A 24,372-nucleotide genomic window follows, 5' to 3' on the forward strand; every position below is an offset into this window, starting at 1 on the left:
TGGGCAGCAGCGTGAATGGGAATGCAGCGGGGATCCTCGCTTACCCTCTTAGCCAGCTCCCTGTAGCGCTCAGGATGAGCTTCTATGCTGTAAATACGAGCAGATTTGGGAAGGGCATATCGCAAAACAGCCGTAGATCCCTCGCCACTACTTGCTCCTATCTCGACTACCACTTGCAGAGAAGAATCCCTGCAGATTTCTGCAAGAGCTGTCCCGAAAGGTTCATCCAGTCGAATCTCTGGTGGGATGTACCACTCTGGCTGAGCAGAGTCATTTTTTCGTTGTTGACCGACCCAATGACTATAAGCAACAGCAGCTTCTCGATGGTAGAAATGATAGAGGGAACTAACTTGAGATGAAAAGGCATCAGGTTCGTCTTGAAAGAGGTCATAAAGGTATCGAGTAATCTGGAATAGCCACAGGCGCGCCACCTCCTCTCCCATTTGAGGATTGTAAAGAGAGTTGACAAAAGTATCCGGTGGCCAATCTGCTAGGATTTGTTTTAACACCAGCCACACAGAATCCTCTTCCCCAGCTTTGGCGAAGTAGTCAAGGCTGTGTCCCAGGAGCTGGAGTCGCTGGTAGTCGCGTGCGGGCAGCTTCAAGGCTTCCTGCCGCATGCGTTCTGCAACAGGCTGATAGACAATCGAAAGAACCTGCAAAAATCGCCTTGCCTGTGGCCACAGCAATCCTTCCGGAGATCCACCCCCATACCTTTCCGCAAACTCAGGGGCAATGGATAGAGCAATGGTCTCCAGGAGAATTGAAGGGATACCTTCTTGCTCAGCTTGGGCAAAAAAGTCAGAGTAAGATCCTTGCCAAAATAAAGCTCCTAACTGCTCGAAGTTCTTGGCTTGTGTCACAGCTAGTAACCTCTAGTGCTCTTCCCTACCGGCGGAGAAAGTGACTCTGCCCAAGCATAGCAAGGGTTTCAACTTTTGGAAAAGGGAGGACTCCTAGGGAAGGTAGAACTACCTCTTCGGATACTCACTATTCCAATCTCGTCGGTAGCGCACGGGGCAAGTATTCCATGCGCTTCGGTTTGCTAAGGCTAAAGGGAAGATGGTGCTAGGCGCAACTTCTACTTAAGAACTTGGCTTCGTGGGCCTCTGCCCAAGTGCTGCGATTGGCTACAACCACTAGCTGCCTAAGTAGCTATCACGCAGCCTCAGCTTCGTCTCCAGTTTCGTCCCCAAACTCTCCCCCTCTCTTGATTGTGGTTGGAAGCTCTTGGCTTCTGGGATCCTGTCAGCTCAGGCTTCCTGACGATGTTCTGCCAGAGACAGCGCTGGTTCCTCCGTCGGCGCCCCTGGCGCTGGCCTTTTCCACCAAACCGGAAGAGGCGAAGGAGCTGCAAGCCTGGGCTGGGGATCGGCTGGTTCAGGAGGCGGGAGCGCAAGTAATGGAAGCGGACTACAACCGGATCAGGCCGTAGGTGAGGGCGTAGCGCACCAGCTCCGTGCGGCTGCTGGTGCCCGTCTTGTTCAAGAGGCGGGTGACGTATTTTTCCACATTGCGCACGCTGGTCTGCAGTTGCTTGGCGATCTCCTTGTTCATCAACCCCTCCGCCACCTTCTCCAACACCTGCTGTTCTCGTGGCGTCAGCTCTACCTTGATGGGTGGAGGCAAGGGGGTAGGGGCAGAGGGCTGTGGAGGAGGAGCGGCAGCCAGGGTACGCTCCGACAACAGGGCGCGAATCGAGGCCAGCTCGCGGGCCACCACTTCCGAGGGGCTAGCCGCGCGGGAGCGCTCAATGAGATTGGAGACAATGGCCACCAGCTCTTCTGGATCGAAGGGCTTGGGCAAGTAGGCATCGACGCCGGCCCGGTAGCCCTGGATGCGGTCGGTGGTCATCCCTTTGGCGGTGAGGAATACCACCGGCAGATGGCTGTAGGGCTCGAGTTTTCGCAATTGCGCCAAAAATTGGTAGCCATCCATGCCCGGCATCATGATGTCAGAGATGATTAGCTGGGGCTGGGCCGTGCTGAGCAGTTGCAGAGCCTGTTGGGCGTTGGCAGCCGGGATCACCTCGAAGCCGCTGTCCTCGAGGTAGGCTTGCACCGCTTCCCGCAGGCCCGGCTCGTCATCCACCAGCAGGATGCGGGCCGATTTGCCGGTGGCGGTTTCGGGTTTGGCGTGGTCAGAAGGGGCCATTGTACAACTCCTGGCTAGCTTTCAAGGTTTTGCAGAGGTTTAACCTCTAGGAGGCTTGGGGCAAGCGGAGGCGGAAGCAGGAGCCCTGGGGGGAACTTTCCACCTGGAGATCTCCTCCCATTTGGGTGGCCAAGTCGCGGCTGATGGCCAACCCCAGGCCCTGCCCGGGCTTGGTGAGATCGGCGCGAAAAAACGGATCGAAGATCCGCTCCAGGTTTTCGGGATGGATGCCGGGGCCGCTGTCACAGACGGCAATCCACACCTCCTGCCGAGCAGGTTCGTTGGCCTCTTCTTCTGCAGGCCTAACCTCCACCCTAAGCTGGATGGTGCCTGGCGGAGGGGTATATTTGCAGGCGTTGTCGATGAGGTTGTCCAACACCTGGCGCAGAGCCCGGGGATCCACCTGAACTGGGGGCAGCAAGGAGGGCAAAACGGCTTGGAAGCGATGCCCCTGGGTCTCTGCCAGGGCTTGGTAGAGAGGGATCCACTCCTGGAGCAAGTCAGTTAGGGCGAGGGGTCGGAGCTGCAGGGGGCCTGGAACTCCATCCAGGCGCTCGAACTCGCCCAGCAAGTCTTGCAGGCGCTTACACTCTTTTTCGATACTGAGCCCAATCCAGTGGTTGCGATCTTCAGGGGGCAAGTGCTTTTGCAGCAGCTTGGCCAGCATGTTCAAGGTCGTGATTGGGTTGCGCATCTGGTGGATGAGGGTGGAAAGCTGCTGAACAGGCAGCGTGATCCTTTCCCCTGGGCTGGCAGCCCTGGCCTTGTAGGCAGGCTCAGGCTCTGGCTGGGGCTGGGCAACTTTTTTTCTTGCTGGCATGGATCCCCCCTCTCGGCTCTCCTGGGGCACATAAATGGATCCTAGCCCTATCTCCTCGAGCCTGGGATCCGGACTAGAGCTGGCGGGGTAAGTAGATGTTGAGAATTTCCCCTTGCCGAGCCCGGTGGCGCACAGTGAGATAGCCCCCCAAGGCCCGGAACAGGGTTTGGGCCACTGGCAGGCTGAGGCTAATGGCCCCAGTGTCTGGCTGCACCACCAGCAACTGGCCAATTGCTTGAGGGGACTTGAGTTCCAAGCTAGAGGTGTCACTCCCCTCGGGGGTGTTTACCTGAAACTGCAGCTTCACCAGCTCGCCAGCGCTGAGCAATTGGGCGCGGATGTGGCTGCCAGCGGGGGTACTGCGGGCCAGGCGGTCGATGATTCCAAATAGCACCGCTTCCAGGGCCTTGGGATCGCTGACCACATCGGGCAGCTCGGCAGGGATCTCCAACTCCAAGCGGGATCCCCGCCGCTCTACCTGGTCTTGCCAGCGCGGCAGGTTTTGCCGCACTAGATCCACCAGCGCAATCGGCTCCAGTTGCAGTCGGCGCCCCTCCCCTTTCCCAGCAGGGGGCATCACTGTCTCAGTGGCTTGGAAAAAGAGGCTGAAGCGGTTGATTTGCTCGGTACACTCGCGGTCAATCTTTTCCACGTATTCCCGCACCCGCGGTGGCAGGTCCTGCCGCTTCAGGATGAGACTGGCCAGGGTGCGGATGGTGCTGAGGGGAGTCTGGATCTCGTGGATGAGAGCTCGCAATAGCTCCGCCTCCGAGAGGCTGCTCTGGGAGCTTGGCGCAGCAGGGGTGCGGGTGTTTTCTGCCACAGCGGAAGGGGGCTTCTGCGACTTTTCTCTGGGTCGGGCTGCCCGGCTTTCCCCTTCGGTTCTGGCGGGAGGCAGGCGGGCAGGCGGGGATCCCGCCTCAGCGAGTGAACCCAGCAAGAGGAAGCTGCTAAAGCGAGCCAGCACCCGCCCAGGAGGCTTGGTCAGGGGGTAGTGGAGAGCCAGCTCCCGCCAAGCGGCTAGCTGCTCGGGTTTGCTCTGCTGCACCCGTTCCTCCAAGTTCTGCCAGGCCCGCCGCACCACTTCCGGCTCGAAAGAGAGCATCATTCCCCTTTGGCGGGTGTGGGGGTGGTACCCCTGGACGGCTATCACGGCAAAAGCAGGCGTAAGTAGCAGCAGAAATGGCTCCTCCACCAGCGGATCCTGGGGCAAGAGAGGGATCACGGTGTGGCCAGGAGCTGGGATAGACTCCGGCGGCCAATTCGGCGTAAACAGCCAGGGGGTCTCCCGCGCAAGCTCTCCGGGGCGGCATGGCAACGCCTCTAGGGAGGGCGGATCCCCTATCATCCAAAAAGGCCACCAGGGTACCGGCCCGCCGATAACCACGCCAAATTGACCCACCTCCTGCCATAGCCGCAGCAACGCAGCCACTGCCTGCTGCCAGACGCGCCCCCCTGCCCCCGGCAACCATTCTGGCAGGGGCAGCTCAGCCCAGAGGGCCTCCAGCAGGGACAGAAATCGGCGGCTGTTCACGGATCCCTCTGCTCCCACCCCTCCCCTGGTAGAGTAGCGGTTGCCATGCCCCTCAGACAGCGGAAAACCTCACCTTTAGCGGGGTGGATCCCCGCCTTAGCCAGTTCGCCCATCGGGAAGCGTGGCTCCACGCAAGTTGGCCCCCTTGAGGTTGGCCGTGCTCAGATCGGCGCGCGTGAGGAGGGCGTTGCTGAGATCAGCATTTTCTAGGTTGGTGCGACCCAAGTAGGCGTCCACAAGGTTGGCAGACCGCAGATCAGCTCCAGCCAGATTGGCTCGACTCAGATCCGCCCGCGCCAGCTTGGCCGAGCACAGACAGGCAGCAGAAAGATCGGCACCCTCTAGAGTTGCTTCGCTAAGGTTGGCCTCTGCCAAGTTGGCCTGGCTAAGCTTCGCCTCCTTCAAATTGGCCTTTCCCATCTGCGCCCCTTGCAAGTTTGCGCCCAAACAGCAAACCTCCCTTAGGTCAGCGTTGCTGAGGATGGCTCCCTGCAAGCAGGCTTGGTGCAGGTTGGCCCCCTGCAAGTGCGCCCCAACTAGACTAGCCTCTTTGAGGTTGGCCCTGCTGAGATTGGCCCGCGTCAGATCTACTCCCGATAGGTTGGCCCCCCTAAGATCGGCGCGGCTGAGGTTGGCGCTACGCAACACCGCTCCTCGGCGGCTCTCGTAGCGGAGATTGGCTCCACGCAGGCAAGCCCCCTCCAGGTTGGCGCTGGTCAAGTCGGCCCAGCGGAGATCGGCATCGATGAGGTTGGCGTCAATCAACAGGGCCAGCCTCAGGTTGGCCCGGTGCAAGTCCGCCCCTTGCAAGGTGGCACCGTGCAGTTGAGCATCCCTGAGATCTGCCTCGCTCAAGTCGGCCTGGTTGAGGTTGGCTCCACTGAGGTCGGCTCCCACCAGGTTGGCTTTGCTTAGCTTGGCTCGCCCCAAGTAGGCAAAGATGAAGCTGGCTCTCTGCAGGTTGGCCTGGGAGAGGTCTATCCCAATTAAATCGGCTCGGCTGAGGTCAAGGGCGGCCAGGTTCTCGCCTACGAAGGAAGTGCACCCCCCTCGGTACAGCCGGAGCAGATCTTTAGCATCCATAGCAGGCTGGTCCGCTCCTAGCAGCCATTTTAAGAGGCCCGACTCTCAGGCCAGGCCAAACAGACGGCGCTCCGCCTCCTCCATGCGCGCTAGGAAGGTGGTGAACTTGGTCGAGATAGCCTCGATTTCCTGCAAAAAGGCGCGCAAGGTCTGGTACTTGAGAACTAGGGCCTCCTCGAGAGGATGGCTCTGCAACTGCTCCTCTAAGGCTTGTCCCAACTCGCTCAGAGCATTTTCAATGGCGGCTTTGAGCGTGCCACTGCTGCGCCGTACCAAGCGCATGACCTCCTGCTGCAGGTGAGGCTTCTGCTGGGCCAGATCGCTATTGGCCAGCACCTGCCGCAGGGCCGCATAGGGATCTCCTGGCTGAGGTGGCGTCTCGACCCCTTCTTCTGTCGGCCTTAACAAGCGCCACTCGGATTGCTCCAGCTTTTCGAGGATCCCTCTAAACAAGGCGGCGGATCCCTCAAAGTCTTTGAGAAAGCCGCGCAGCACCTGGTGCTTGAGGGTGAGGTATTGGGCTGGATCCTCGTCCTGCAGGATCTCGTCCAGGGCGTTGCCCAAGTCGCTTAGGGTGTTCTCGAGGGTAACCATCAGGGATCCGGCGCTGCGCTGCAGCAGTTGGCGGCAGGGTTCTGGGAGCTCTTGGGCTGCGATGGCAAGAGGGCCAGCTAGGGAAAGTTCCGGCTCCAGCCAGCTCATGCCACTGGACTCCACCCCCCCAGCCTCACTTTCCCCTTTCAGCCAGTCGAGATCAGCAGTGGGGGTTTCGGCAGCCAGCCCCCCGCCGGCAACCGTTTCTAGGGGCACATAAGCGTAGAGGGGCTGCAACATCTGCAGCAGGGCATTGGCTGCCTGGGCATCTTGCTCAGGTTCCTGGAGTTGCCGCACCGCCTGCTGCAGCCGCGCCTCCAGCTCCTGGGGGGAGTTGCAGGCTTCGTAGAGGGCCTTGAGCAATTCGTCGAGGCTATAGCGCCTCAGGGTCGCCAACCCTTGCCCTGTGGGCTCTAGCTTGTGGTACAGCGCTGTAAACAGAACCAGCTTGGCCCGCAACGGACTGGTCTGCTGCATCAGCCCAGCCCGCAGCTCAAACGGATCGTAGGCCTGCTTGCGCAGGTGTAGGCCGCCGTACTCCAGCGGAGGAGCCTCCCTGGCTGAGCTGCTGGGATCCCTTTGGGGTAGCTGAGAAGGCTGGTAGAGGGGCTGGAGCTTGCTCAGCAGCAGTTTGGCGACGCGGGCGTATTCGGCCTTTTTGTTAAGGCAATGGATGGCGTCGCGAAAACGCTGGCCCAGGTCCTCAAGGGTCGCATGCTCACGGCAGAGCTGCTCCAACAGGGCCCTTAGCTCCTCCTCGCTCAGCTTGCTGGCGTCGTTGGTCCAAGTGCGGGTGCAAGTGAAGTAAACCAGCTTTTTCACCCGGTCTGCATACCCGCCCTGCTGCACCGCCTGCACAACAAGGCCAAGGGGATCCGAGAGAGCCATAAGAGCTGCTACGCGAGAGCTTTAGGCTTAGGCTGTTTCTGGAGGAGCATGGCCCAAGAGGTACCACCATCATCACATCATGAAGCAAGCGGCGGAGACAATAACCTTGGCTGCGGCAGAGGCTGCCTCAATCCTCCTGCCAGTCGAGTTCGGGATTGGTTAGGACCTGACGGCTCTGCTTGCGGCAGGAAAAGTGATGTCTTTCCCCGCTTAGCTTGAAACTTGCCGCTTGCGCTTCCTGGAGTTCGTGTAAAAGCTGCAGGTAGAACGCTCGCCGCTCCCAGTCTAGCTCCCGCAGCCCACAACCCGGCTCCCGATCGTGCAGGCAATCGCGAAACTGGCAGGTGCCCAGTCGCTCCCGCACCTCCGGAAAGCAGTGGATTAGCTGCTGAGGCGAAACCGGCGGGATCCCTTCGCCAGCATTGAACCCCGGCGAATCGGCAATCCAACCGCCTTCTGGCAGAGGGAACAGCTCCACGTGGCGGGTGGTGTGCCGCCCCTGGCGCAGCTTCTCTGACACCGCTTGGGTGGCCAGCTGAACACCTGGCAGCAGCCGGTTGAGCAAGCTGGACTTGCCTACCCCCGAGGGGCCGGCTACCACGGAGATCTGATCCCGACAACGACGGCGGAGCTCGGGGATCCCGGCCTCAGTCAGGGCACTGACCAACAGGGGCTCATACCCCCACCGCTGCGAACGCTGCCGCCACTCCTCGGCTACCGCCGCTTCGACACAGTCACACTTGTTGAACACCACCTGAATCCGCAGGTGGCTGGCCTCTGCTTGCACCAGCAGACGGCTGAGGGCGTCGGGGTCAGGCTCCGGATCCGCCAGAGCCACCACCACCAGGACCTGGGTCACGTTGGCAATGGCCGGCCGCGACAGCTGAGTTCGCCGCGGCAGAATGGCCTCAATCGCCCCCCGCTCTGGCCAAAGAGGAGCAGCTGCTGGGGGCAGGCTAACCTCCACCCAGTCTCCCACCATCACCTGCTGTCTCCCTTTTTTGAGCTTGGCCCGCGCTGTGCAGAGGAGCTCTGCCGGCAGCGGCTTTTGGGCGGGGAAATGCCCCTCGATCTCGGGAAAGAGGGCAGCCAGCTCGGGATCGATGCGCACGCGATAAAAGTTGGCCTGGGCAGCTCGCACCCAGCCGGTGCAAGTGGATCCCTGCCCCTCCCTCCGGTGGCTCATGCCAAGTTCCCACGGCGTACCCAGAGGATGTAATATCCCTCGGGCGCCGCTTGTTGCCCTTCAATGGAATGGCCCGCCATCGTCAAGCTCTTGGGCACCTGCTCCAGGGGCTCCCCTGCATCCAGCCACAGCTCCAGCAGCTCCCCTGGGGCCATGCGTTCTAGGCGCAACTTAGCGCGCACGTAGTTGAGCGGACAGGGGATCCCGCGCTGATCCAGAACCAGCTTTACGTCTTGGGGGGGAACTGCCTCTGCCATCATTCCTCCTCCCGCTCCCGATGGCCAGGCATTTGGGCTAGCCCACGCAACAGCCCGCTCAAGAAGCCATCCCGCTTGTTGGTGCGTTCTCCATGCAGCTCAGCCAAGCGTAGGAGCAACTCTCGCTCTTCCGCGCTGAGGCGGGTGGGGATCTCCACCACCAGCGTGACTTTGTGGTCACCCCGCACCGCTGGGTTGCCAAGACGCGGCACCCCCTTGCCCTCCAAAACCAGCACCGTGCCTGGCTGGGATCCAGGGGGGATGACTAGCTCCGTTTCTTCCTCTAGGCCGGCTTTTGAGTCTACCGTGGGCACCGAGACTTTGGCTCCCAAGATAGCTTGCAGATAGCTCACCCGCACCTCGGAGAGAATGGTGAGGCCATCCCGCTGAAAGTCGGGATCCGGCTCGACCGACAGGTAGACATAGAGATCTCCTGGCGGGCCGCCACGCCGACCGGCGTCTCCTTCGCCTGCAACCCGCAAACGGGTGCCGCTGTCCACGCCAGCAGGAATGTTGATGCGCAGCTTCTTGGTAGTCTGGATCACTCCCTCTCCGTTGCAGTGGGAGCAGGGCTCCTCCAGCACCTGGCCGCTTCCTCCGCAGGTGGGACAAGTGGAGACCTGGGTAAAACTGCCAAAGGGCGTTCGGGTGGCCCGTCGCACCTGGCCAATGCCGCCACAAGTGGGACAGGCTTTCATACCCCTGCCCGGTTTAGCGCCGCTGCCCCCGCAGACAGGACAGGTTTCCAGGTGGCTGATGCGGATTTGCTTTTCGCCCCCGAAGATGGCTTCAAGAAACTCCAGCTTCAGGTCAAAACGCAAATCATCCCCCCGTACCGGCCCTTGGCGGCTACGGGCATAGCCGATCCCTGCTCCGGCAAAATTGGTGAAAAAGCTCTCAAACAGGTCAGCAAAACTGCCAATGCCACCGAAATCCTGGAACCCACTGGCTGCTGCTGCTCCGCTTAGCCCTGCCTCGCCATAGCGATCGTAGCGGGCCCTTAGCTCGTCATCGGAGAGCACCTCATAGGCGCGGTTGATCTCCTTGAAGCGATCCTCAGCCCCTGGCTCCTTGTTGACATCGGGGTGGTACTTGCGAGCTAGCCGGCGATAGGCGCGCTTAATCTCCTCCTTGGAGCTACCACGGCTAACCCCCAAGATTTCGTAGTAGTCGCGGGCCATAGAAACGCTTCAGAAAAAGAAAGCTCAAACTCGCTGAAGACACAACTGGCTAGACGACCTAACGGCAACTTTGCTCAGCGAGGTCCATAAATCTCGCTCCCCATCTCCAGCAGCGCTGCCCTCAGCTCTTCCATTGCCTTCTGCAAAGTCGCTAAGTCTACGTTATCATCTGACAGCAGTGCCCTCAATGTGCCCGCTGCCCGGGCCCCCCGCTGGCGGCAGGCCTCACTGAGGCGGCTAGCATGGTCCTGCAGTGTCTTTTCGTAGTTGTAGAGCAGGCTGTCTGACTGGTTGCGGGCTTCCGCCAACTGGCGCCGGCGGCGATCTTCTTCCGCGTAGAGTTCCGCCTCCCGGCGCATCCGCTCAATCTCACTGCTGCTGAGGCCGCCGTGGTTGGTGATCGTGATACTTTGCTCAAGCCCTGTTCTCTTCTCGCGGGCTGAGACCTTGAGGATACCGTTGGCATCGATATCAAACGAGACTTCAATCTGGGGCACTCCGCGAGGGGCTGGCGGGATCCCAGTTAGCTGAAAACGGCCCAAGGTCTTGTTATCCTTAGCCATGGCCCGCTCCCCCTGCAGGACGTGAATTTCCACCATTGTCTGGCCGTCAGTGGCTGTGGAGAAGATCTGGGTTTTGCTGGTGGGAATGGTGGTGTTGCGCTCGATGATGCGGGTGAACACCCCCCCCAAGGTTTCCACGCCAATGGAGAGAGGGATCACGTCCAGCAGGAGCAGGTCTTTGACCTCTCCGCCCAACACGCCTGCCTGGATGGCTGCGCCAAGGGCCACTGCCTCGTCAGGGTTGACAGAGCGATCTGGATTTTTTTTGAAGATTTGCCGAATTTTCTCCTGAACAGCCGGGATCCGCGTCGATCCTCCCACCAGCAGCACGCGGTCGATGTCCTCCGGGGAGAGGCCCGCATCCTGCAGGGCCTGGAAAGTAGGCTCGACGGTGGCCTCTACCAGATCTCGCACCAGCTCTTCGAACTTGGCGCGGGTTAGCTCCACTTCCAGGTGCTTGGGGCCAGAGTCGTCGGCGGCGATAAAAGGCAAATTGATCAAGGTAACCTGGGTGCTGGAGAGCTCGATTTTGGCTTTCTCCGCCGCCTCCCGCATCCGCTGCAGGGCCATGCGGTCTTGAGAAAGGTCGATCCCTTCCGTCTCGAGAAACTGACGGATGAGCCAATCCACAATTCGCTGGTCGAAGTCATCCCCGCCCAAGTGGTTGTTGCCAGCAGTCGCTTTTACCTCGAACACGCCGCCGCCCACCTGCAACACAGAGACATCGAAGGTACCCCCACCCAGGTCGAAGACCAAGATGCGCAGATCCTGATCCTGCTTGTCTAGCCCGTAGGCGAGAGCTGCCGCTGTCGGCTCGTTGATGATGCGCAGCACCTCCAGCCCCGCGATAGTACCGGCATCTTTGGTAGCCTGGCGCTGGGCATCCGTGAAGTAGGCAGGGACGGTAATCACGGCCTGGGTCACTGGCTCCCCTAGGTAGGCCTCCGCGTCGGCCTTTAGCTTTTGCAGGATCATGGCGGAGATCTCCTGGGGGGTGTAGGCGCGATCCTGCGCCACCACCTCCACCATGTTGTCCCGGCCAGGGATCACCTTGTAGGGAACCCGCCTCCGCTCTTCTTCAGTCTCAGCAAAGGTGCGGCCAATAAAGCGTTTGATGCTGTAGATGGTGTTTTCTGCATTGGTGACGGCCTGGCGCTTGGCCAGTTGTCCCACCAAGCGGACATTGTTCCTGGCAAAGCCGACGATGCTAGGGGTGGTGCGCCCTCCCTCAGCATTGGTAATCACCACGGGCTGACCCCCCTCCAAGACTGCCACACAGCTGTTGGTAGTCCCTAGGTCAATCCCGACAACCTTCCCCATAGCCCTTTTTCCCGCGCATCAAACGCCATCCCACCGAATCATTTTGCCCAGAGTCCCCCAGAAACCTTCAGGTGGTGCTTTCACCTTCACTGTAGCTCTCTGAAGGGGGTTAGGCTCTACTGGTCAAGGTTCATGGAAGCAGTTTTGCTAGGGACTGGGAGCAGTTTGGGAAGAATCAGGGGTATCTTCAGCGCTGGGTTGAGGGTTGGCCCCCTCGCTTGGCGAAGAAGGCTCAGGGCTAGGACTGCCCGCAGAGACAGCTACCATGGCATGGCGAATCACCACATCGCCCAGCTTGTAGCCTGGCCGATATTCGGCAACTATCACATCTTCGGGGTACTCACTGCTGGGTTGGCGGGCTATGGCTTCGTGCAGGCTGGGATCGAAGGGCTGGCCCACTGATTTCATGCGGGATACGCCCATTTTTTTCAAAGACTCCACCAGTAGGCGATAGACGCTCTGGTAACTGTTGTGCAGTTCCCGCTCGCGCTCAGTCTCGATCCTTAACTGCTGCTGGGCCCGCTCAAAGCTATCTACAACCGGCAGGATCTCCAGCACAAATCGCCGTCGTTCCCTTTGGCTAAGCTCCTCCTGTTCTCGCTGAGTACGCTTCCGGTAGTTCTCAAAGTCAGCGTAAAGGCGTATGTAGGAGTCTTCTTTCTCTTTCAGTTTCTGGCGCGTTATTTCCAACTCCTGCTGGAGCTGCCTGAGGGTCTCGTTGAGATCTGGAGAAGCCTCGCTAGGGGAGGTGCCGACCTCTGCTTCACGGTCTTCCAAAATGAGCTTCTCCAGCTCTGCTTCCACGTTGATTTCTTCTTCCTGGAGCTCAGGATAGGTCTCTTCTGGGGGCATCGGTTGCTTTTCTTCAGCAGTCATAAGGACAAGCACCAAGCAGTAGCCACAACTGCCGAGTTTGGCGCCTCAGAACCACTGCTGTACTCAGCCAAACCAGGCTCTATGCTGATCGTATTCTACCGGCTGCTCTAGCGGCCAGTTGTGGCGTTGGTGGCTCTAGCCCACCAGCAGACTCTCCTGGGATCGATCCAAGCTCCGGGGAAAGTAGATCTCGGCCAAGTTGGGGATGAGGTGCCAGTTGTGGCTGTAGATGGGCTGGAGGGGGGAATGGGTGCGGATGTGGCGAGCGAGAAAATCGCGGATGCTCTCGGCAGAGATCCAGAGCATTTGGGCTTCCTGGAACATGCTGTAGCCACCGCCTCCACCGGCGCGGTAGTGGTTGATGGCTAGGCGAAAGGTTTGCTCCGGTTGCACCGGCTGGCCGCGAAATTGCAAGCTGACCAGGCGCTCGCCCACGGGCCGAGTGAGGTCAAAGCAATAGTGGATACCGTGGTAGAGGTCGAAGGTGTAGCCGCGAGCCTCGGGGGCGACGACAGCCTTGGGATCGGCTGGCAGGTGCTTGGGATCCAACTGGCGAAAATACCCAGCCGTCTGCTCAAGAGCGCGCCGCAGAATGTCGCCGGTGATCTCCAGAAGGCAGAGGGTGTTGTCGTAGACGGTGAGGCTGTAGGCGTCTTGCAGGAAGATGGGGCCTGCCGCCAACCCCGCATTGCTACAGATGTTAACCAGAGAGAGCTCCGCCGAGAGGCCGGCCTCCCGCACCGCCTGCAGTTGGGCCTGATGCAGCAGCTCCGCTAGAGGATTGGCTCCCAAACGGGCTGCCAGCCCGCCGCGATAGGCACAGCAGGCATAGCCAATGGGCTGGCGGATGTAGCGCAAGGTAGCTTGGTGGTAGGGCTCGGTGAGGGCTAGGAATTGGGGATCGGCCGGGATCCCTTCTGCCGCCAGCAACTGGGCGGTTTTGCGAACCACTTGCCAGCCACTGCCGTGGCGCTCCAGCTCTAGGGAAACTTGGGAAAGGTGGCTACCCCAGTAGCCGGGCTGGACAACCAGGGCCTTAGCTCCCCCTAAGCCCGCAATGGTCTGATGAGTATGGCCGGAAAGGATGACATCGATGCCCTCAAGCTGGGCCAAAGCCAGCAGCTCGTTTTCTCCTGCCAGACTCTTGTTGCTCACCCAGCCGGAGCGCTCCAGGCTAAGCCAGGCCTCGGGGGTGCGCAGAGGGGGCAACTGGTCAGGGCCGCTGTGCAAAATCAGCACCAGCACGTCCACCTGAGGCCGCAGCAGCGACAGGTAGTGCTGGGCCGTTTCCAGCAGGGGGGCAAAGCGCAGCCCTGCGATGTAGTCGGGACGCTCCCAGGTGTCGATGCGGGGAGTGGTCAGCCCCAACAGGCCAACGCGGATCCCGCCCACTTCCCGGATGACGTAGGGTTGGAAGAGGGGATCCCCGTTGTGGCGGAGAATATTGGCGCAGAGGGTGGGACAGCGGAGGTCGGCGGCGAAATCCTGCAGCACCTGCAGCCCAAAGTTGAAGTCGTGATTGCCTGGCGTGAAGGCATCGTAGCCAAGGGCGTTGAGAGCCTGGGCTATGGGGTGAGGAGAGGTCCGCTCCACCTGGGCGTAGTAGGTGCCTAAGGGGGATCCCTGAATGGTGTCGCCGCTATCAATGAGCAACACCGGGTCTTGGCTGCTAGCCCGCACCTCCTTGATCAGGGTGGCTACCTTAGCTAGGCCGTGCTCTGCAGGGCTCCCGGTAAAGTAGTTCCAGGGATGCAGGTTGGCGTGGAGATCGGAGGTGTGGAGAATTGTTAACCTCATTCCACTATCCTAACGGCAGCCAACAGCTCACCTCAGCAAAAACAGCACTTGTACGCAGCCAACCAGAAATCCCAGCAGCCCTCCTAAGTTGACGATGGCCTGCAGTTCCTGACGCACAATTTGCTGAATGGCCCGCTCCAGCTCAGCAGGGGAAGTGGCGTTAACTTTGTCAGCAATCACCTGATCCAAGTTCAACACGGGGATCACCTGCATCATGAGAGATTCTATGTCGCGCTCCAGGTAGCGCTCCAGGATCAAGGCGAGATCGGCACTGATCTGGTCGATGGAAGCCATTACGGCCTTGGAGCTGCGCAGCCGCCCCAACACTAAGCTGGCTACCTTTTCCCAGTCAATCCTCTCTCCCAAGCTGCGAATGGCATCGGCTCCCTGGGAGCGCAGGTAGTCTTGGATCCCGTCGCGCAGGGTGCGGCGCAACTGGCGCACAGCAGAAAGGGGCAGGTTTTGCAGCGAGAGGTTCTGCAAGAGCTCTGTCAGGCGGCGCGAAGCGTTGAGGTCTTTGAGCAGATCCGCCAAGAGGGCTTCTGCACCTTCCGGATCTTCCAGGCAATAGGCGCGCAGACGCAGCAGGGCGTTTTTGAGGCCAAACAAGTTGGCTACCACCCAGTAGGAGCCGGTGGCCCGCTCGCGAAACTCTTCATCCAAGGCTTCGATGTTGCGATCGGTAAGAAAGTCCACTAGGTTCTGCCGCAGCACCTTTGGGGGCAGCGCCTGGTTCAGGATCCACTCCGAAAGCTGCCGGGCCTGCTCCGCATTGAGGCGCAGTTCCAGCAGCACCTGGTCGAACAGTTGGTTAATTGGCCCCTCCAAAAAGGTTTCCTGACGGGCAAGCACCTTCACCAGGCGAGGCAGCGACTCGTTAAACAGATCCGCCAGGATGCGAGCTAGCACTTGCGCCGTTTGCTGTTGGTGCTGGGGATCCTGCAGCCGATCCAAAGCCACCCCTAGCAGCCAGCGGATCCCTGCTTGCATGCGCTCGGTTTGCAGCAGCTTGCGAGCCAAGTTGTGCAGCTCCTCCGGCGTAAGCAGGGATCCCATAATGGTCTTGGCAATCTGCTTGGCCAGGCGGGGCTGATTCTGCGGGATCAGGCCGGGGGTAAAGGGAATGCGCCAGCCGAAGACCCGGTAGGGGCGATAGGGCCGGAAGAGCATCTTGATGGCGATGTCGTTGGTGAAGTAGCCGATCACCAGCCCGGCCAAGGGGGGCACAACGTAGGTCCAGACGGCCATGGGGCAATCTAGGGGCTCTTCTCTACTCTACCGACCTGCCGCTGACTGCTCCGGCCTCAGCAAGCCGGGGTAACACTGCCCACGCTATTGGATGATCAGGCTGTCCGTGAGTTCCAGCTCCACCAGGGTATTGGGCTGCAGCGTCACCACCCGGTCAATGTTGGTAGCGCTGGCAGCTGCGCCCACGAGACTGCCGGCCAAGATGGGCAAGAAACCCCATCCCCCAGTAAGCACCCCTAAGGCCAACCCGCCCGCTGCTCCGTAGCCCGCTCCCCGCGCGACGGTGGTGCCCATATCGGTGTTGCGATCCAGCCCAACCGGCAGCAGAGAAGACTGACCTCTGACGAGATAAGTGGAAGAGCCAATGGTGAGGCGATGAGCCACAAAGCGGCTGCCGACAACCCGCTCTTGGGAACTGGCGCCCTCCACCTCCCGGCTAGAAAGCTTCAGTTCTTGGTAGACCGGCTCGAAGGTGCCCCACACCACACTCCCTGGCGGGATCACCACCTGGCCAAAGCGATCCACCACCGGCTCAGCGACCTCCAGATGGGCACTGATGGCCTGGTAGGGCTGGAAGGTAATGGGGCGGTAGACTGTGAGGAGAAGGCGGGTACCGGCTGGCAGCTCGCCCCGCGTGGCTCCGGCCCGGTTTCCCCCTGGGCTAAGGTCGGGCCGCCGCTGGTAGGAATAGGCTTCGCCTGGAGAAGCTTGCTCACCTGGGGCTGTTTGAGCGGGCACCACCGGGATTGGATCCAAAACCGGGGTCGTGGGATCCAGCGGCATTTGCGGCACCTGAGGCACCGGCGGCAGGGCTTGCGGAGCCGTGGAACCGGGCGGGTCGCTGAGCAGAGGGAGGGTGGGGACGGGACTGGGCTGAGGAGCTTGGGGAGTAAACTCAAACTGCTGGGCAGCAACTGCAGTAGCCGCAGCAGCCCACAGTACTCCGCCCACCAGCCACCTCAAGCCAACCCTTTGCCACGACAGCAAAAATGGCCGCAACGCTGAGCTCATGGATCCCATCCAGTCACACCTGGCAGTAGCTTAGCATCCTGACTGGCCTCACCCCCCTAGATGTAGGGGTGGCAAGGGCCAAGAAGCACTATTAAGGCCTATTGGCCGGGCACGTCCGCTAGTTTTCCTGAACCGCTGTTGCGATGGGGGCAGGGGCGAAGTTGGGAACCAGGTTGGCGTCTTCGAAGCCGGCCAGGATAGCGTCGATTTGGCCGGGATCCTCAAGGAGCTTGCCGTTAGTGGCAGCGCAGGTCAAGACAGTGATGGCCTGGGCGCGGCTGGGGACATCGTTGGGGCAAAAGGTGCCGTCCGGGAAGCCGCCGATAATCTGCTGTCCATTGAGCCCGGCAATGTACTAAGCACCCCATTAGGTGCTGATATCAGAAGGGTTGAAGAAGACGAGCCAAACTGCGCACTCAGACAGGGAAACCTTCCAAAAAGTTCTATCCGGCTGCCGGTTTTGCCAGCCGTTTTAGGGGGCAGGATTGGGGTAGCGCTGGTGCACCGCCTCGATCTCCACCAGGATCTCAGGCGATAGCTCCACCTCCAGGCAACTGAGGTTTTCCTTGAGCTGGGCGAGATTGGTGGCCCCGATGATGGTGCTAGTGACAAACCAACGGCTGCGCACAAAGGCCAAAGCCAACTGGGCAGGGGTCAGGCCGTGCCGGCGGGCAATCTGGACATAGGCGGTTACGGCCTCTTCCACATTGGGCTTGCGGTACCGCTGGCCAAAGCTCTCAAACAAAACCAAGCGCGATCCCGGCGGCTTGGCGCCCCCTAGGTACTTGCCCGTCAGCAGCCCAAAGGCCAGGGGGCTGTAGGCCAGCAACCCCACCTGCTCGTGGCGGCAGACTTCCGCCAAGCCCATTTCAAACGTGCGGTTGAGGAGGCTGTAGGCATTCTGAATCGAGACCACCTTGGGCAAGCCCAATTGCTCGGCCACGTGGCAGAACTCGCAGAGTCCCCAGGGGGTTTCATTGCTCAGGCCGATGTAGCGCACTAGGCCCTCCTGCACCAGTTCCGCCAGCCCCTGCAGTTGCTCAGCAATGGGAACTGTGGGCCGCTCTTGAGAAGGGTCGTAGGCCACGCCCCCAAACAGCGGCACATAGCGATCCGGCCAGTGGATTTGGTAGAGGTCGATGTAGTCGGTTTTTAGGCGTTTGAGGCTACCGGCCACTGCCTGTTTGAGGTTGTCGCGGGTGATCGACAAAGACCCGCCGCGGATCCAGTGCCAGGGCCGACCGGGGCCGGTGATCTTGGTGGCTATGATGAGGCGATCCCGGGGTTGGTGCCGCAGCCACTCGCCGATGTAGCGTTCTGTAGCTCCCTGGGTCTCCGCCCGCGCTGGCACCGGGTACATCTCCGCCGTATCGATGAAGTTGATCCCGTGCTCCACTGCGTAGTCGAGCTGCTCCCAAGCCTCGGCCTGGGTATTCTGCTCACCAAACGTCATGGTGCCCAGGCAGATCTCTGAAACCTGGAGAGGGCTGTGGCCAAGCTGGCGGTAGCGCATGGGGACTCTCGATCGCCTAACCCGAGACGTAGCCCTATTCTGAGGCCAGTTGCCTGCCTGTGGGATCCCTCGCCTGCTGCAGGACAGGGACGTACTCGCGGTAGATCTGGTTTAAGATTTCCAGGCCAATGCGGCTGCGACTGTCGGGGGGGCGAGCTTCAATGGCCGCTTTGACCTGTAAAATCGTGCCCACCGGATAGGGCGAGCGCAACTCCTCCTGCTTGCCCAAAAACACATCGGTAAAGTAGTCGATCAGCCGCCGCACTTCCCCTATATCTTTGCGGGAGATCTCCATATCCAAAACGGTGGTCAATTTGGCTCGCATCGCCTGAAAGCTTTGCTGGCTGGTGTTAAGGGCCACCCGCTTGGCCAGGCTATCCACTAGAATTTGGCTGATCTTCTCCACATTTTGAGTCACGATCTCGCGGTGGCGGGCAGCAAAGCGCAGTTGCACTTCATGCAAAAATTGTTCTCGCTCCAGGATTTGGATGCCCTGCTGCTCCAGATCCACTCCGTAGCTTTGCAACTGCTTGTACTGGTTCAAAATCCATTGGCTGTAGAACGAATCGGCCAAAACCCGCCAGTAGCCGATGATGGTTGACTCGGCAAAGGGGATGCTCAGCAAATAGGCCTCGCTGGTAATCCAGTGCAAATGCTCGGTCAGGTTGTCCCGGTCTTTCTCGTCCAAGTAGGAGGTGCGCGGTACCCAAGCTGACCCGTACTCGCTTTTCACCTCTACGGGTAAGGAGACCAAGAGGGTGTCGAAAAATTGATGGAGGCTGAAAAGGAGAAACTTCTTTGGATCCTGGAGGCGGTTGAGCAGCTCTTGTTTTTTCTCTTCCTGATATTGAGCCACCAACTGCTGGGCCTCAGCGGCCTGGCTGCGCGCTGCCTCTACATCTTGCCGTAGCTTTTCGATTTCTTCCGTACTCGGCACCTCGCTAGCAGCAGGCTCCCACTCTCCGCTGAAATAACTGCCGCCCGGCCCTGGACTCCCGAGGCTTGCCAGCGGTTCGTCGCTGTCGTTGTCCAGAGTCAGCAAGTGAGAAAGAGCCCGCAGCCGAGCTCGTCGATTGGAAGAGCACAGGGATCCCACCTCCACCGGATCCCGACTTTCCCAGCCGTCCAGCCCACCGATGCGGTAGAGCGTATAGAAATACTTGCTAAGCAGCAGGGCGAGGAGATGGTGGTTTTTGACGTCGTTGTACTCCAAGTAGGCCCGCAGACACAGTTGAAAAGCGATGTTGGGCAGGCTGCGACACACCCCCATGATGTGGGAGTACACCCTTTGCAGGTGGGGCCGAAAGCGGCGTGGGATCGCCTCCGGCCGCAGGCCGCGCAGCCAAAACTCCGGCTGGCGCAGATCTTGGGGGGTGAAGTAAAAGCTTTCTTGCCAGAGCAGTTCGTCCAAGTCGCGGGCAAAAATCGGCTTTAGCTGATCCACGATTTGCACGACGACCGACTCGCTAAAAACCGGTATGACTTTTTCAATACGCAGTTGCTCGTAAACGGAGTACAGCCGCTCGCTGCGAAAGGACTCGATCGAGATCAGCCCCTTCATGGTTCCAATCCGACCGTCGCGCGTAAGAAACTTGTACACAATCTCGGCGGTGGCGTTGGGAGAGAGGATGAGAGTTCCTGTTAGATCAGGGGAAATTTGCAAAGGTCGCAGCAGGCGGCTGGTTTCGCTAAGGCTGAAGCAGCTCCAAGCCGCGGGGTTAAGCACCACCGACGATAAGCTGGCCAGCCATTGCTTCTCGTCCAGGTCTTCCAGACGAATCTCCCCCTCGAGGGCTCCAGTTGGCATGGGCGGCGGGGCGGTGCGTCCATCCTCAAGTGGAGAAGAAGATGGCCATCGTGGAGATGCGCTCATGGGACACCACCCCAACGCGAGGGAGAAGGGACTGTTAGACGCTCTCGAATCTGCAGGTAGACTATAGAAGGAAGTATTCCCAGGTAGGTGTGATCTGCATCTCCCAAGGGACTTGGCGACTCTCCCTGGCGGCAAAGGGAAAGGGCATCCTGGAAGGTCTTTAGCCCCATTCTTCAGTATCCTGAGAAAGTTAGTTTCTGGGTAGCGGGCAATTACGGTTTGGGAGCGTCAGAGAGAGATAGAGGGGATTGCGGAAGCAACCTCTACTACTGCTAGCGGGCTAACTGGCGGCAACTCCCTCCTTGCGGGTTAGCGACCAGATAAAGCGAGTGAGGAGAGGGGCGTTCTGGCAGAGCGCCTGAACGCGGTTTCAGCCTCGGGGATAGGAGGGCAGGGATGACGACTATTCTGATTGTTGACGACGATCCCACCATTTGCTTGCTGTTGAAGCGATCCCTAGAGCGGCAAGGCTACACCGTCGAGATAGCCAGCAATGGCTCGGAAGGGCTGGAGAAGGCCCATCTCCTAGTCCCAGGGCTGATTATCTGCGACTGGATGATGCCTGATATGGATGGGCTGGAAGTCTGCCGGCGCATCAAGGCTGATCCCAAGTTTTCCACCACCTTCTTCATTTTGCTTACCGCTCGCACCGAAGTCGAAGACCGCATCCAGGGCCTAGATGCTGGAGCAGACGAGTTCCTCAGCAAGCCAATCGATCCCAATGAATTGCGGGCGCGGGTGAGGGCTGGTCTGCGCTTGCACCAGCTCAGCTATGACCTGCAGCAGCAAACTGCTCGACTGCGGGCGGAGTTGGCCGAAGCAGCTAGCTATGTGCGCTCGCTTTTGCCCAAACCGGCCCACTTCCCCCTTCACCAGATAGCGATTGAGTGGTGCTTTTTGCCCTCCCAGGAGCTGGGGGGCGATTCGTTTAACTACCAGTGGCTGGACGAGGATCACCTAGCTATTTACCTTCTGGATGTCTCAGGGCACGGGGTGGGACCCGCCCTCTTGTCCGTGTCGGTGGTGAACCAGCTGCGCTCCCAGAGCCTGCCCGACACCGACCTGCGTCAGCCAGATGCGGTGTTGCGCGCCCTCAACCAGTCCTTCCCAATGGGCTCCCACCATGACATGTACTTCACCCTCTGGTATGGGGTTTACCAGCCGGGATCTCGCTTGCTTTCTTTTGCCAGCGCTGGCCACCCCCCCGCTCTGTTGGTTGCTCAATCGGATCCCATCCCCCTAGAGCTGAAGACACCCAATTTGCCCATTGGCGTTTGGCCCGAGCAGGACTTTGCCAGGGACGAAGTGCGGATCCCGGCGAACAGTTGTCTCTACGTGTTCAGCGACGGGGTTTACGAAGTGTCCAGCTCGGAAGGGATCTGGGGGATAGAGAACTGGAAGTCGTTCCTAGGCGCCCATGCCTGCATTGGCGTCGATCACGTTCTGCAACACATCCAATCTTTCCGCGGCAGGGCGGCTCTTGAAGATGACTTTTCTCTGCTCCGTATCAGCTTTGGCTAGTAGCTCAAGAAGGAGGGAATGGGGATGATTGAAGAGCTGAACCGGGATCCGCTCCCTGAAGCTCCTCCCACTGGCTAGGAGTAAAGGTACGGAGAGCTAGGGCATGGAGACGGCCATCCTGAAGGTAGGGCTTCAAGGCCTCGTTCACCAGCCGGTGCTGTTGGATGAGGGACAGGCCTTGGAACTGCTCAGCTACAACAACAGCCTGAAAATGGTTGCCATCGCCCACTGTATCTTCTACATGCACTTTGGCGCCGGGTAGGGCAGCCTGTATCAACGCCTCAATTTCCCGCGAATCCATGCGCCGTCTTCCTGGCTTTGGCCCAAGACAACGTAAAGAAGCTCTCCTCCTGTTTGCAGATGTTATAGCGGGGACTGGATTTGAACCAGTGACCTTCGGGTTATGAGCCCGACGAGCTACCAGGCTGCTCTACCCCGCGTCGTTCTTCTACTCTAGCCTGCTTCTTCCAGGGTCGGCAAGTCCTCGGTTACCGACCAAAAAAATCCCCCTGGCAACCAGGGGGAAGGGCAAGAGCAGAACCTCTAGGGCAGCAGTTCCTCAAGGGCCTCCTCTTTGGTGTTGGTGCGGCGAGAGAGGGTGCGGCGATCGAAGGTCATGTGGATCTCGCGGGTTTGCTCGCCGTCGGCAGCTACAGCAAAGATGGGAAAATCGATGTTGCCGTCGGGGAAAGCCATGTGGAAGCGGAAAGTGCCATCAGGGTTGAGCTGGATCTTGCGCCCCCCGATGGTGACGGTGGCATCGGGCTCCGTGGCTCCATAGACGATGAGTTCGGCATCGGCCACCAGCCAGAACTTACGGGAGCGCCGCGGTAGCACTTCGGAAGCGCCCGAGAACAGCCCCAACCCCGAGCCAGAGGCCATCCAAGGAGCAGCAGGCACTTCTGCCATGCCCATCATGCCCACCCCGGACGGAACGATGAACGAGCTGATGGCCTGCTCCGGCACCAGTTGGTGGCTGCCAAACAAGGATCCCGCCACTCGCATCGCCTCGAAAGCCCCCACCATGTCCAGGAAGGGATCCGCTGTCCTCTCCCGCTGCGGCTCGTCGCCTTTGTAGGCCACCACGCCCATGCCGGTAGCGCTGCGCTTGTAGGGCTCGGTGAGCTGGTAGAGGGTGCGGCCCTGGAGGGGCATGTCAAAGGGCACTGTCAGGAAGTGCTCTTCAAACCAGTCAGAAGGGAAGACTGGCGGCACCATCACCGCCGCCGAGCGGGCCAACACGAGCCAGCGACCATCCGCCGTCCGGTAGCCAATCTCCACCAGGTAGGAGCGATCGCTCACCGGGATCGGCAGGTACCATTCCCGCGCCAACTCGTCGCAGGGGTACTCCTGCATGCTGTGGGCCGGCTGGCGGTCGAAATCGATATCCGTTACGTCATAGAGGCGCAGCGCCAACTGCTGACCTCCCTCGCGGCGCTTGCTCTCTTTGGCCTCGTTGGGCACATCCCAATAGGCGTAGGCCCACTGGGGATCCCGCGGCAGCAGAACAATGCGGCTTTCGCCATAGCCACCTGGCAGATCCCCCAGCCCTTTATCCACATCGGCCAGATCCGGCTTGCTGGCAACCTCCGGACCCACAAACTTCGTTTGGGTAACCGATTCTTGCCCGCTGGGCGCTGGCATGGTATCGACAGGGCGCCCAGACTTAGCTTTGGCCTCCCGAATGGCCTCGATAAGCTGGTCTTTGGTCATGCGGCTGTACTTGGGGATCTGATAGCGGGCCGCTTCTTCCCGCAACTGCCGGATGGTCATTTCTTCTAAGGGGATCCGCTCTGGTGGCATGGTCGGGGCCTCCTCTCCTCAACAAATCGGGCTTGTGCGCACACTCAACTGGCTAACCGATAAGGCTGATCCCAGCTTGCGGCTAAGCGCAACCCCTGACCTACTGGGGTGACAGCCGGCTTTGCGTCTTCCAACCGATGATGACTACAGGTTGGGATCAGCGGGGATCAGTAATGATGACCCTATGTTCACGTATTTCTTCCTATTGGTCAAGAGCTTGGGGATCGCTGGGGATCAAAAAGAAAGGAGGATTGCGCGCGATCCCCTGCCGAACCACCCCCGCCTGGATAGCATGGGGGAACGAGCGGCTGCGGATTTTCAGGCCAAGAGGTGTGGGCATGAGAACTCAAGGTGCAGGGATCCGGATCAAGGCGGCAGCCCTGGGACTCCTGGCAGGGGGACTTGTCTTGCCGGGGGAAGCGGTCGAGGCGCAGACGCTGTTTCCTCCCCCCCGCCGCCTTCAGGGGGGATCCCCTACCCCAACCCTTGAGAAACAAGAAGCGCCCTGGCGTTCGGTCACTCCCGACCAGCTATTTCCTGACGAGAACGCAGGATCAGAAGGGCCGATTTTCAATTTGGACTTGTTGCGCCAGTTTGGCCCCAGCTCCGGCGGCGGTGGCTTGGGGTCTGGGCAAGGGGGAGTAATCGGGCCTGGCAGCGGCCAGAGCGGGGTGCGCGGCTCCAGTCCTGGCTCAGGGGTGGGCACAGGCCAAGGGTCAGGGGGTGGAACTGGCCTGGAGGCGGGATCCCAGCGGCCCCAGCCCCAGGTAACAGGGCTGCTGGTCGATGCCCGCGGCCTGGATTTTCTGCCCAGCCAGTCGATGCGCCTTTTGGATCCCGATGGCAACCCTGTTTACCCGCCCATCAACCTTGGCCAGGATCTCAACGCCGCCTTTGTGGGCAGCGAGGGCACAGCCGCCTACGCCACCTCGGAAGAGCAGGCCCGCTCGCTAGTCAACCGCATTGGGGAGCGGCCCCACCGCATCCGCGCCCTGCGCACCTTGGGCTATGACCTGGTGATCTCTGCCGAAGATGCCTTCAATCTGCGCCAGATGAACGCCGCCGATGGCTTTCTGGATCGCTTTGCTGTGGTGGTCATCTGGGATGGCAGCCAAGCCAGCTTGCCCTAGGTATAGCCCCTCCCCAAGGA

22 protein-coding genes, 1 tRNA gene and 1 pseudogene are annotated in these 24,372 nt (G+C 60.1%); 2 read left to right on the top strand and 22 right to left on the bottom strand.

Going from position 1 to position 24,372, the window contains the following annotated elements; genetic code table 11:
- The 18 genes and pseudogenes from NW806_RS06910 to NW806_RS06995 all read right to left on the bottom strand — a co-directional run.
- Positions 1-863 (bottom strand): hypothetical protein (locus NW806_RS06910; protein ID WP_414410520.1); only part of this gene is annotated, 863 nt, incomplete at its 3' end.
- Positions 864-1,413: 550 nt separating this feature from the next.
- Positions 1,414-2,154: a response regulator gene (locus NW806_RS06915; protein WP_414410521.1), complete on the bottom strand. Its 741-nt coding sequence runs from the start codon at positions 2,152-2,154 to the stop codon at positions 1,414-1,416.
- 46 nt (positions 2,155-2,200) lie between these two features.
- Positions 2,201-3,004, bottom strand: coding sequence for a sensor histidine kinase (locus tag NW806_RS06920; protein ID WP_414410522.1), 804 nt, complete (start codon positions 3,002-3,004; stop codon positions 2,201-2,203).
- Positions 3,005-3,047: 43 nt separating this feature from the next.
- Positions 3,048-4,508 (bottom strand): sensor histidine kinase, encoded by a 1,461-nt coding sequence (locus NW806_RS06925; RefSeq protein ID WP_414410523.1) that lies wholly within the window; start codon positions 4,506-4,508, stop codon positions 3,048-3,050.
- A 96-nt stretch (positions 4,509-4,604) separates the two neighbouring features.
- Complete coding sequence (locus tag NW806_RS06930; protein WP_414410524.1) at positions 4,605-5,591, bottom strand: pentapeptide repeat-containing protein; 987 nt, start codon at positions 5,589-5,591, stop codon at positions 4,605-4,607.
- 45 nt (positions 5,592-5,636) lie between these two features.
- Complete coding sequence (locus tag NW806_RS06935) at positions 5,637-7,073, bottom strand: hypothetical protein (RefSeq protein WP_414410525.1); 1,437 nt, start codon at positions 7,071-7,073, stop codon at positions 5,637-5,639.
- Positions 7,074-7,200: 127 nt separating this feature from the next.
- Positions 7,201-8,259, bottom strand: coding sequence for a ribosome small subunit-dependent GTPase A (gene rsgA, locus NW806_RS06940; protein WP_414410526.1), 1,059 nt, complete (start codon positions 8,257-8,259; stop codon positions 7,201-7,203).
- Positions 8,256-8,519: a sulfurtransferase TusA family protein gene (locus NW806_RS06945; RefSeq protein WP_414406188.1), complete on the bottom strand. Its 264-nt coding sequence runs from the start codon at positions 8,517-8,519 to the stop codon at positions 8,256-8,258. The genes rsgA and NW806_RS06945 overlap by 4 nt, the downstream gene beginning before the upstream one ends.
- Complete coding sequence (gene dnaJ / locus NW806_RS06950; RefSeq protein WP_414410527.1) at positions 8,516-9,697, bottom strand: molecular chaperone DnaJ; 1,182 nt, start codon at positions 9,695-9,697, stop codon at positions 8,516-8,518. The genes NW806_RS06945 and dnaJ overlap by 4 nt, the downstream gene beginning before the upstream one ends.
- Before the next feature lie 74 nt (positions 9,698-9,771).
- On the bottom strand, positions 9,772-11,580 hold the full coding sequence (gene dnaK / locus NW806_RS06955) for a molecular chaperone DnaK (RefSeq protein WP_414410528.1): 1,809 nt from the start codon (positions 11,578-11,580) through the stop codon (positions 9,772-9,774).
- Positions 11,581-11,727: 147 nt separating this feature from the next.
- On the bottom strand, positions 11,728-12,456 hold the full coding sequence (gene grpE, locus NW806_RS06960; protein ID WP_414410529.1) for a nucleotide exchange factor GrpE: 729 nt from the start codon (positions 12,454-12,456) through the stop codon (positions 11,728-11,730).
- Positions 12,457-12,591: 135 nt separating this feature from the next.
- A complete protein-coding gene (locus NW806_RS06965; RefSeq protein ID WP_414410530.1) occupies positions 12,592-14,253 on the bottom strand; it encodes a bifunctional metallophosphatase/5'-nucleotidase in 1,662 nt (553 codons plus the stop codon).
- A 27-nt stretch (positions 14,254-14,280) separates the two neighbouring features.
- The gene (locus NW806_RS06970) at positions 14,281-15,501 is read right to left on the bottom strand and encodes a DUF445 domain-containing protein (protein ID WP_414410531.1); all 1,221 of its coding nucleotides are present in this window, start codon (positions 15,499-15,501) and stop codon (positions 14,281-14,283) included.
- Positions 15,502-15,585: 84 nt separating this feature from the next.
- On the bottom strand, positions 15,586-16,512 hold the full coding sequence (locus NW806_RS06975; RefSeq protein WP_414410532.1) for a hypothetical protein: 927 nt from the start codon (positions 16,510-16,512) through the stop codon (positions 15,586-15,588).
- A gap of 118 nt (positions 16,513-16,630) precedes the next feature.
- The gene (locus tag NW806_RS06980) at positions 16,631-16,768 is read right to left on the bottom strand and encodes a hypothetical protein (protein ID WP_414410533.1); all 138 of its coding nucleotides are present in this window, start codon (positions 16,766-16,768) and stop codon (positions 16,631-16,633) included.
- 18 nt (positions 16,769-16,786) lie between these two features.
- Positions 16,787-16,864: pseudogene (locus tag NW806_RS06985) on the bottom strand (hypothetical protein); the annotation flags it as partial.
- Positions 16,865-16,984: 120 nt separating this feature from the next.
- Positions 16,985-18,025, bottom strand: a complete 1,041-nt coding sequence (locus tag NW806_RS06990) for an NADP(H)-dependent aldo-keto reductase (RefSeq protein WP_414410534.1) — start codon at positions 18,023-18,025, stop codon at positions 16,985-16,987.
- A 34-nt stretch (positions 18,026-18,059) separates the two neighbouring features.
- Entirely contained in the window at positions 18,060-19,898 is a 1,839-nt protein-coding gene (locus NW806_RS06995) for a hypothetical protein (protein ID WP_414410535.1), read from the bottom strand.
- Positions 19,899-20,294: 396 nt separating this feature from the next.
- Here NW806_RS06995 and NW806_RS07000 point away from each other — a divergent pair, with 396 nt between their 5' ends.
- On the top strand, positions 20,295-21,419 hold the full coding sequence (locus NW806_RS07000) for a PP2C family protein-serine/threonine phosphatase (protein WP_414410536.1): 1,125 nt from the start codon (positions 20,295-20,297) through the stop codon (positions 21,417-21,419).
- 4 nt (positions 21,420-21,423) lie between these two features.
- Here the strand turns inward: NW806_RS07000 and NW806_RS07005 are convergent, their stop codons facing one another.
- The 4 genes from NW806_RS07005 to NW806_RS07020 all read right to left on the bottom strand — a co-directional run bounded on the left by NW806_RS07005 (position 21,424) and on the right by NW806_RS07020 (position 23,562).
- Positions 21,424-21,720 carry a BolA family protein gene (locus tag NW806_RS07005; protein WP_414393014.1) on the bottom strand — a complete coding sequence of 99 codons (297 nt, stop codon included), beginning with the start codon at positions 21,718-21,720 and terminating at the stop codon, positions 21,424-21,426.
- A gap of 65 nt (positions 21,721-21,785) precedes the next feature.
- A tRNA-Met gene (locus NW806_RS07010) sits at positions 21,786-21,859 on the bottom strand.
- Between the two features lie 103 nt (positions 21,860-21,962).
- Positions 21,963-23,222, bottom strand: a complete 1,260-nt coding sequence (locus NW806_RS07015) for a DUF4912 domain-containing protein (RefSeq protein ID WP_414393016.1) — start codon at positions 23,220-23,222, stop codon at positions 21,963-21,965.
- Positions 23,223-23,424: 202 nt separating this feature from the next.
- On the bottom strand, positions 23,425-23,562 hold the full coding sequence (locus NW806_RS07020) for a hypothetical protein (RefSeq protein WP_414410537.1): 138 nt from the start codon (positions 23,560-23,562) through the stop codon (positions 23,425-23,427).
- Between NW806_RS07020 and NW806_RS07025 the strand changes: the two genes are divergently transcribed.
- A complete protein-coding gene (locus tag NW806_RS07025; protein ID WP_414410538.1) occupies positions 23,561-24,352 on the top strand; it encodes a hypothetical protein in 792 nt (263 codons plus the stop codon). The genes NW806_RS07020 and NW806_RS07025 overlap by 2 nt on opposite strands.
- Positions 24,353-24,372 lie beyond the last annotated feature (20 nt).

The organism is Synechococcus sp. W65.1 (assembly GCF_047461615.1).
Lineage (GTDB): Bacteria > Cyanobacteriota > Cyanobacteriia > Thermostichales > Thermostichaceae > Thermostichus.

Bases quoted from the DNA above. Each gene is read 5' to 3' on its own strand.
- NW806_RS06945 (WP_414406188.1), bottom strand. From the start codon at position 8,519: ATGATGGCAGAGGCAGTTCCCCCCCAAGACGTAAAGCTGGTTCTGGAT.
- NW806_RS07025 (WP_414410538.1), top strand. From the start codon at position 23,561: ATGAGAACTCAAGGTGCAGGGATCCGGATCAAGGCGGCAGCCCTGGGA.
- NW806_RS06990 (WP_414410534.1), bottom strand. From the start codon at position 18,025: ATGCGCTACCGCCAGCTTGGCCACAGCCCTCTCCAGGTTTCAGAGATC.
- rsgA (WP_414410526.1), bottom strand. From the start codon at position 8,259: ATGAGCCACCGGAGGGAGGGGCAGGGATCCACTTGCACCGGCTGGGTG.
- NW806_RS06965 (WP_414410530.1), bottom strand. From the start codon at position 14,253: ATGAGGTTAACAATTCTCCACACCTCCGATCTCCACGCCAACCTGCAT.
- NW806_RS06915 (WP_414410521.1), bottom strand. From the start codon at position 2,154: ATGGCCCCTTCTGACCACGCCAAACCCGAAACCGCCACCGGCAAATCG.
- grpE (WP_414410529.1), bottom strand. From the start codon at position 12,456: ATGACTGCTGAAGAAAAGCAACCGATGCCCCCAGAAGAGACCTATCCT.
- NW806_RS06975 (WP_414410532.1), bottom strand. From the start codon at position 16,512: ATGAGCTCAGCGTTGCGGCCATTTTTGCTGTCGTGGCAAAGGGTTGGC.
- NW806_RS06935 (WP_414410525.1), bottom strand. From the start codon at position 7,073: ATGGCTCTCTCGGATCCCCTTGGCCTTGTTGTGCAGGCGGTGCAGCAG.
- NW806_RS07005 (WP_414393014.1), bottom strand. From the start codon at position 21,720: ATGGATTCGCGGGAAATTGAGGCGTTGATACAGGCTGCCCTACCCGGC.
- dnaJ (WP_414410527.1), bottom strand. From the start codon at position 9,697: ATGGCCCGCGACTACTACGAAATCTTGGGGGTTAGCCGTGGTAGCTCC.
- NW806_RS06995 (WP_414410535.1), bottom strand. From the start codon at position 19,898: ATGAGCGCATCTCCACGATGGCCATCTTCTTCTCCACTTGAGGATGGA.
- NW806_RS06930 (WP_414410524.1), bottom strand. From the start codon at position 5,591: ATGGATGCTAAAGATCTGCTCCGGCTGTACCGAGGGGGGTGCACTTCC.
- NW806_RS07000 (WP_414410536.1), top strand. From the start codon at position 20,295: ATGACGACTATTCTGATTGTTGACGACGATCCCACCATTTGCTTGCTG.
- NW806_RS06970 (WP_414410531.1), bottom strand. From the start codon at position 15,501: ATGGCCGTCTGGACCTACGTTGTGCCCCCCTTGGCCGGGCTGGTGATC.
- NW806_RS07020 (WP_414410537.1), bottom strand. From the start codon at position 23,562: ATGCCCACACCTCTTGGCCTGAAAATCCGCAGCCGCTCGTTCCCCCAT.
- dnaK (WP_414410528.1), bottom strand. From the start codon at position 11,580: ATGGGGAAGGTTGTCGGGATTGACCTAGGGACTACCAACAGCTGTGTG.
- NW806_RS07015 (WP_414393016.1), bottom strand. From the start codon at position 23,222: ATGCCACCAGAGCGGATCCCCTTAGAAGAAATGACCATCCGGCAGTTG.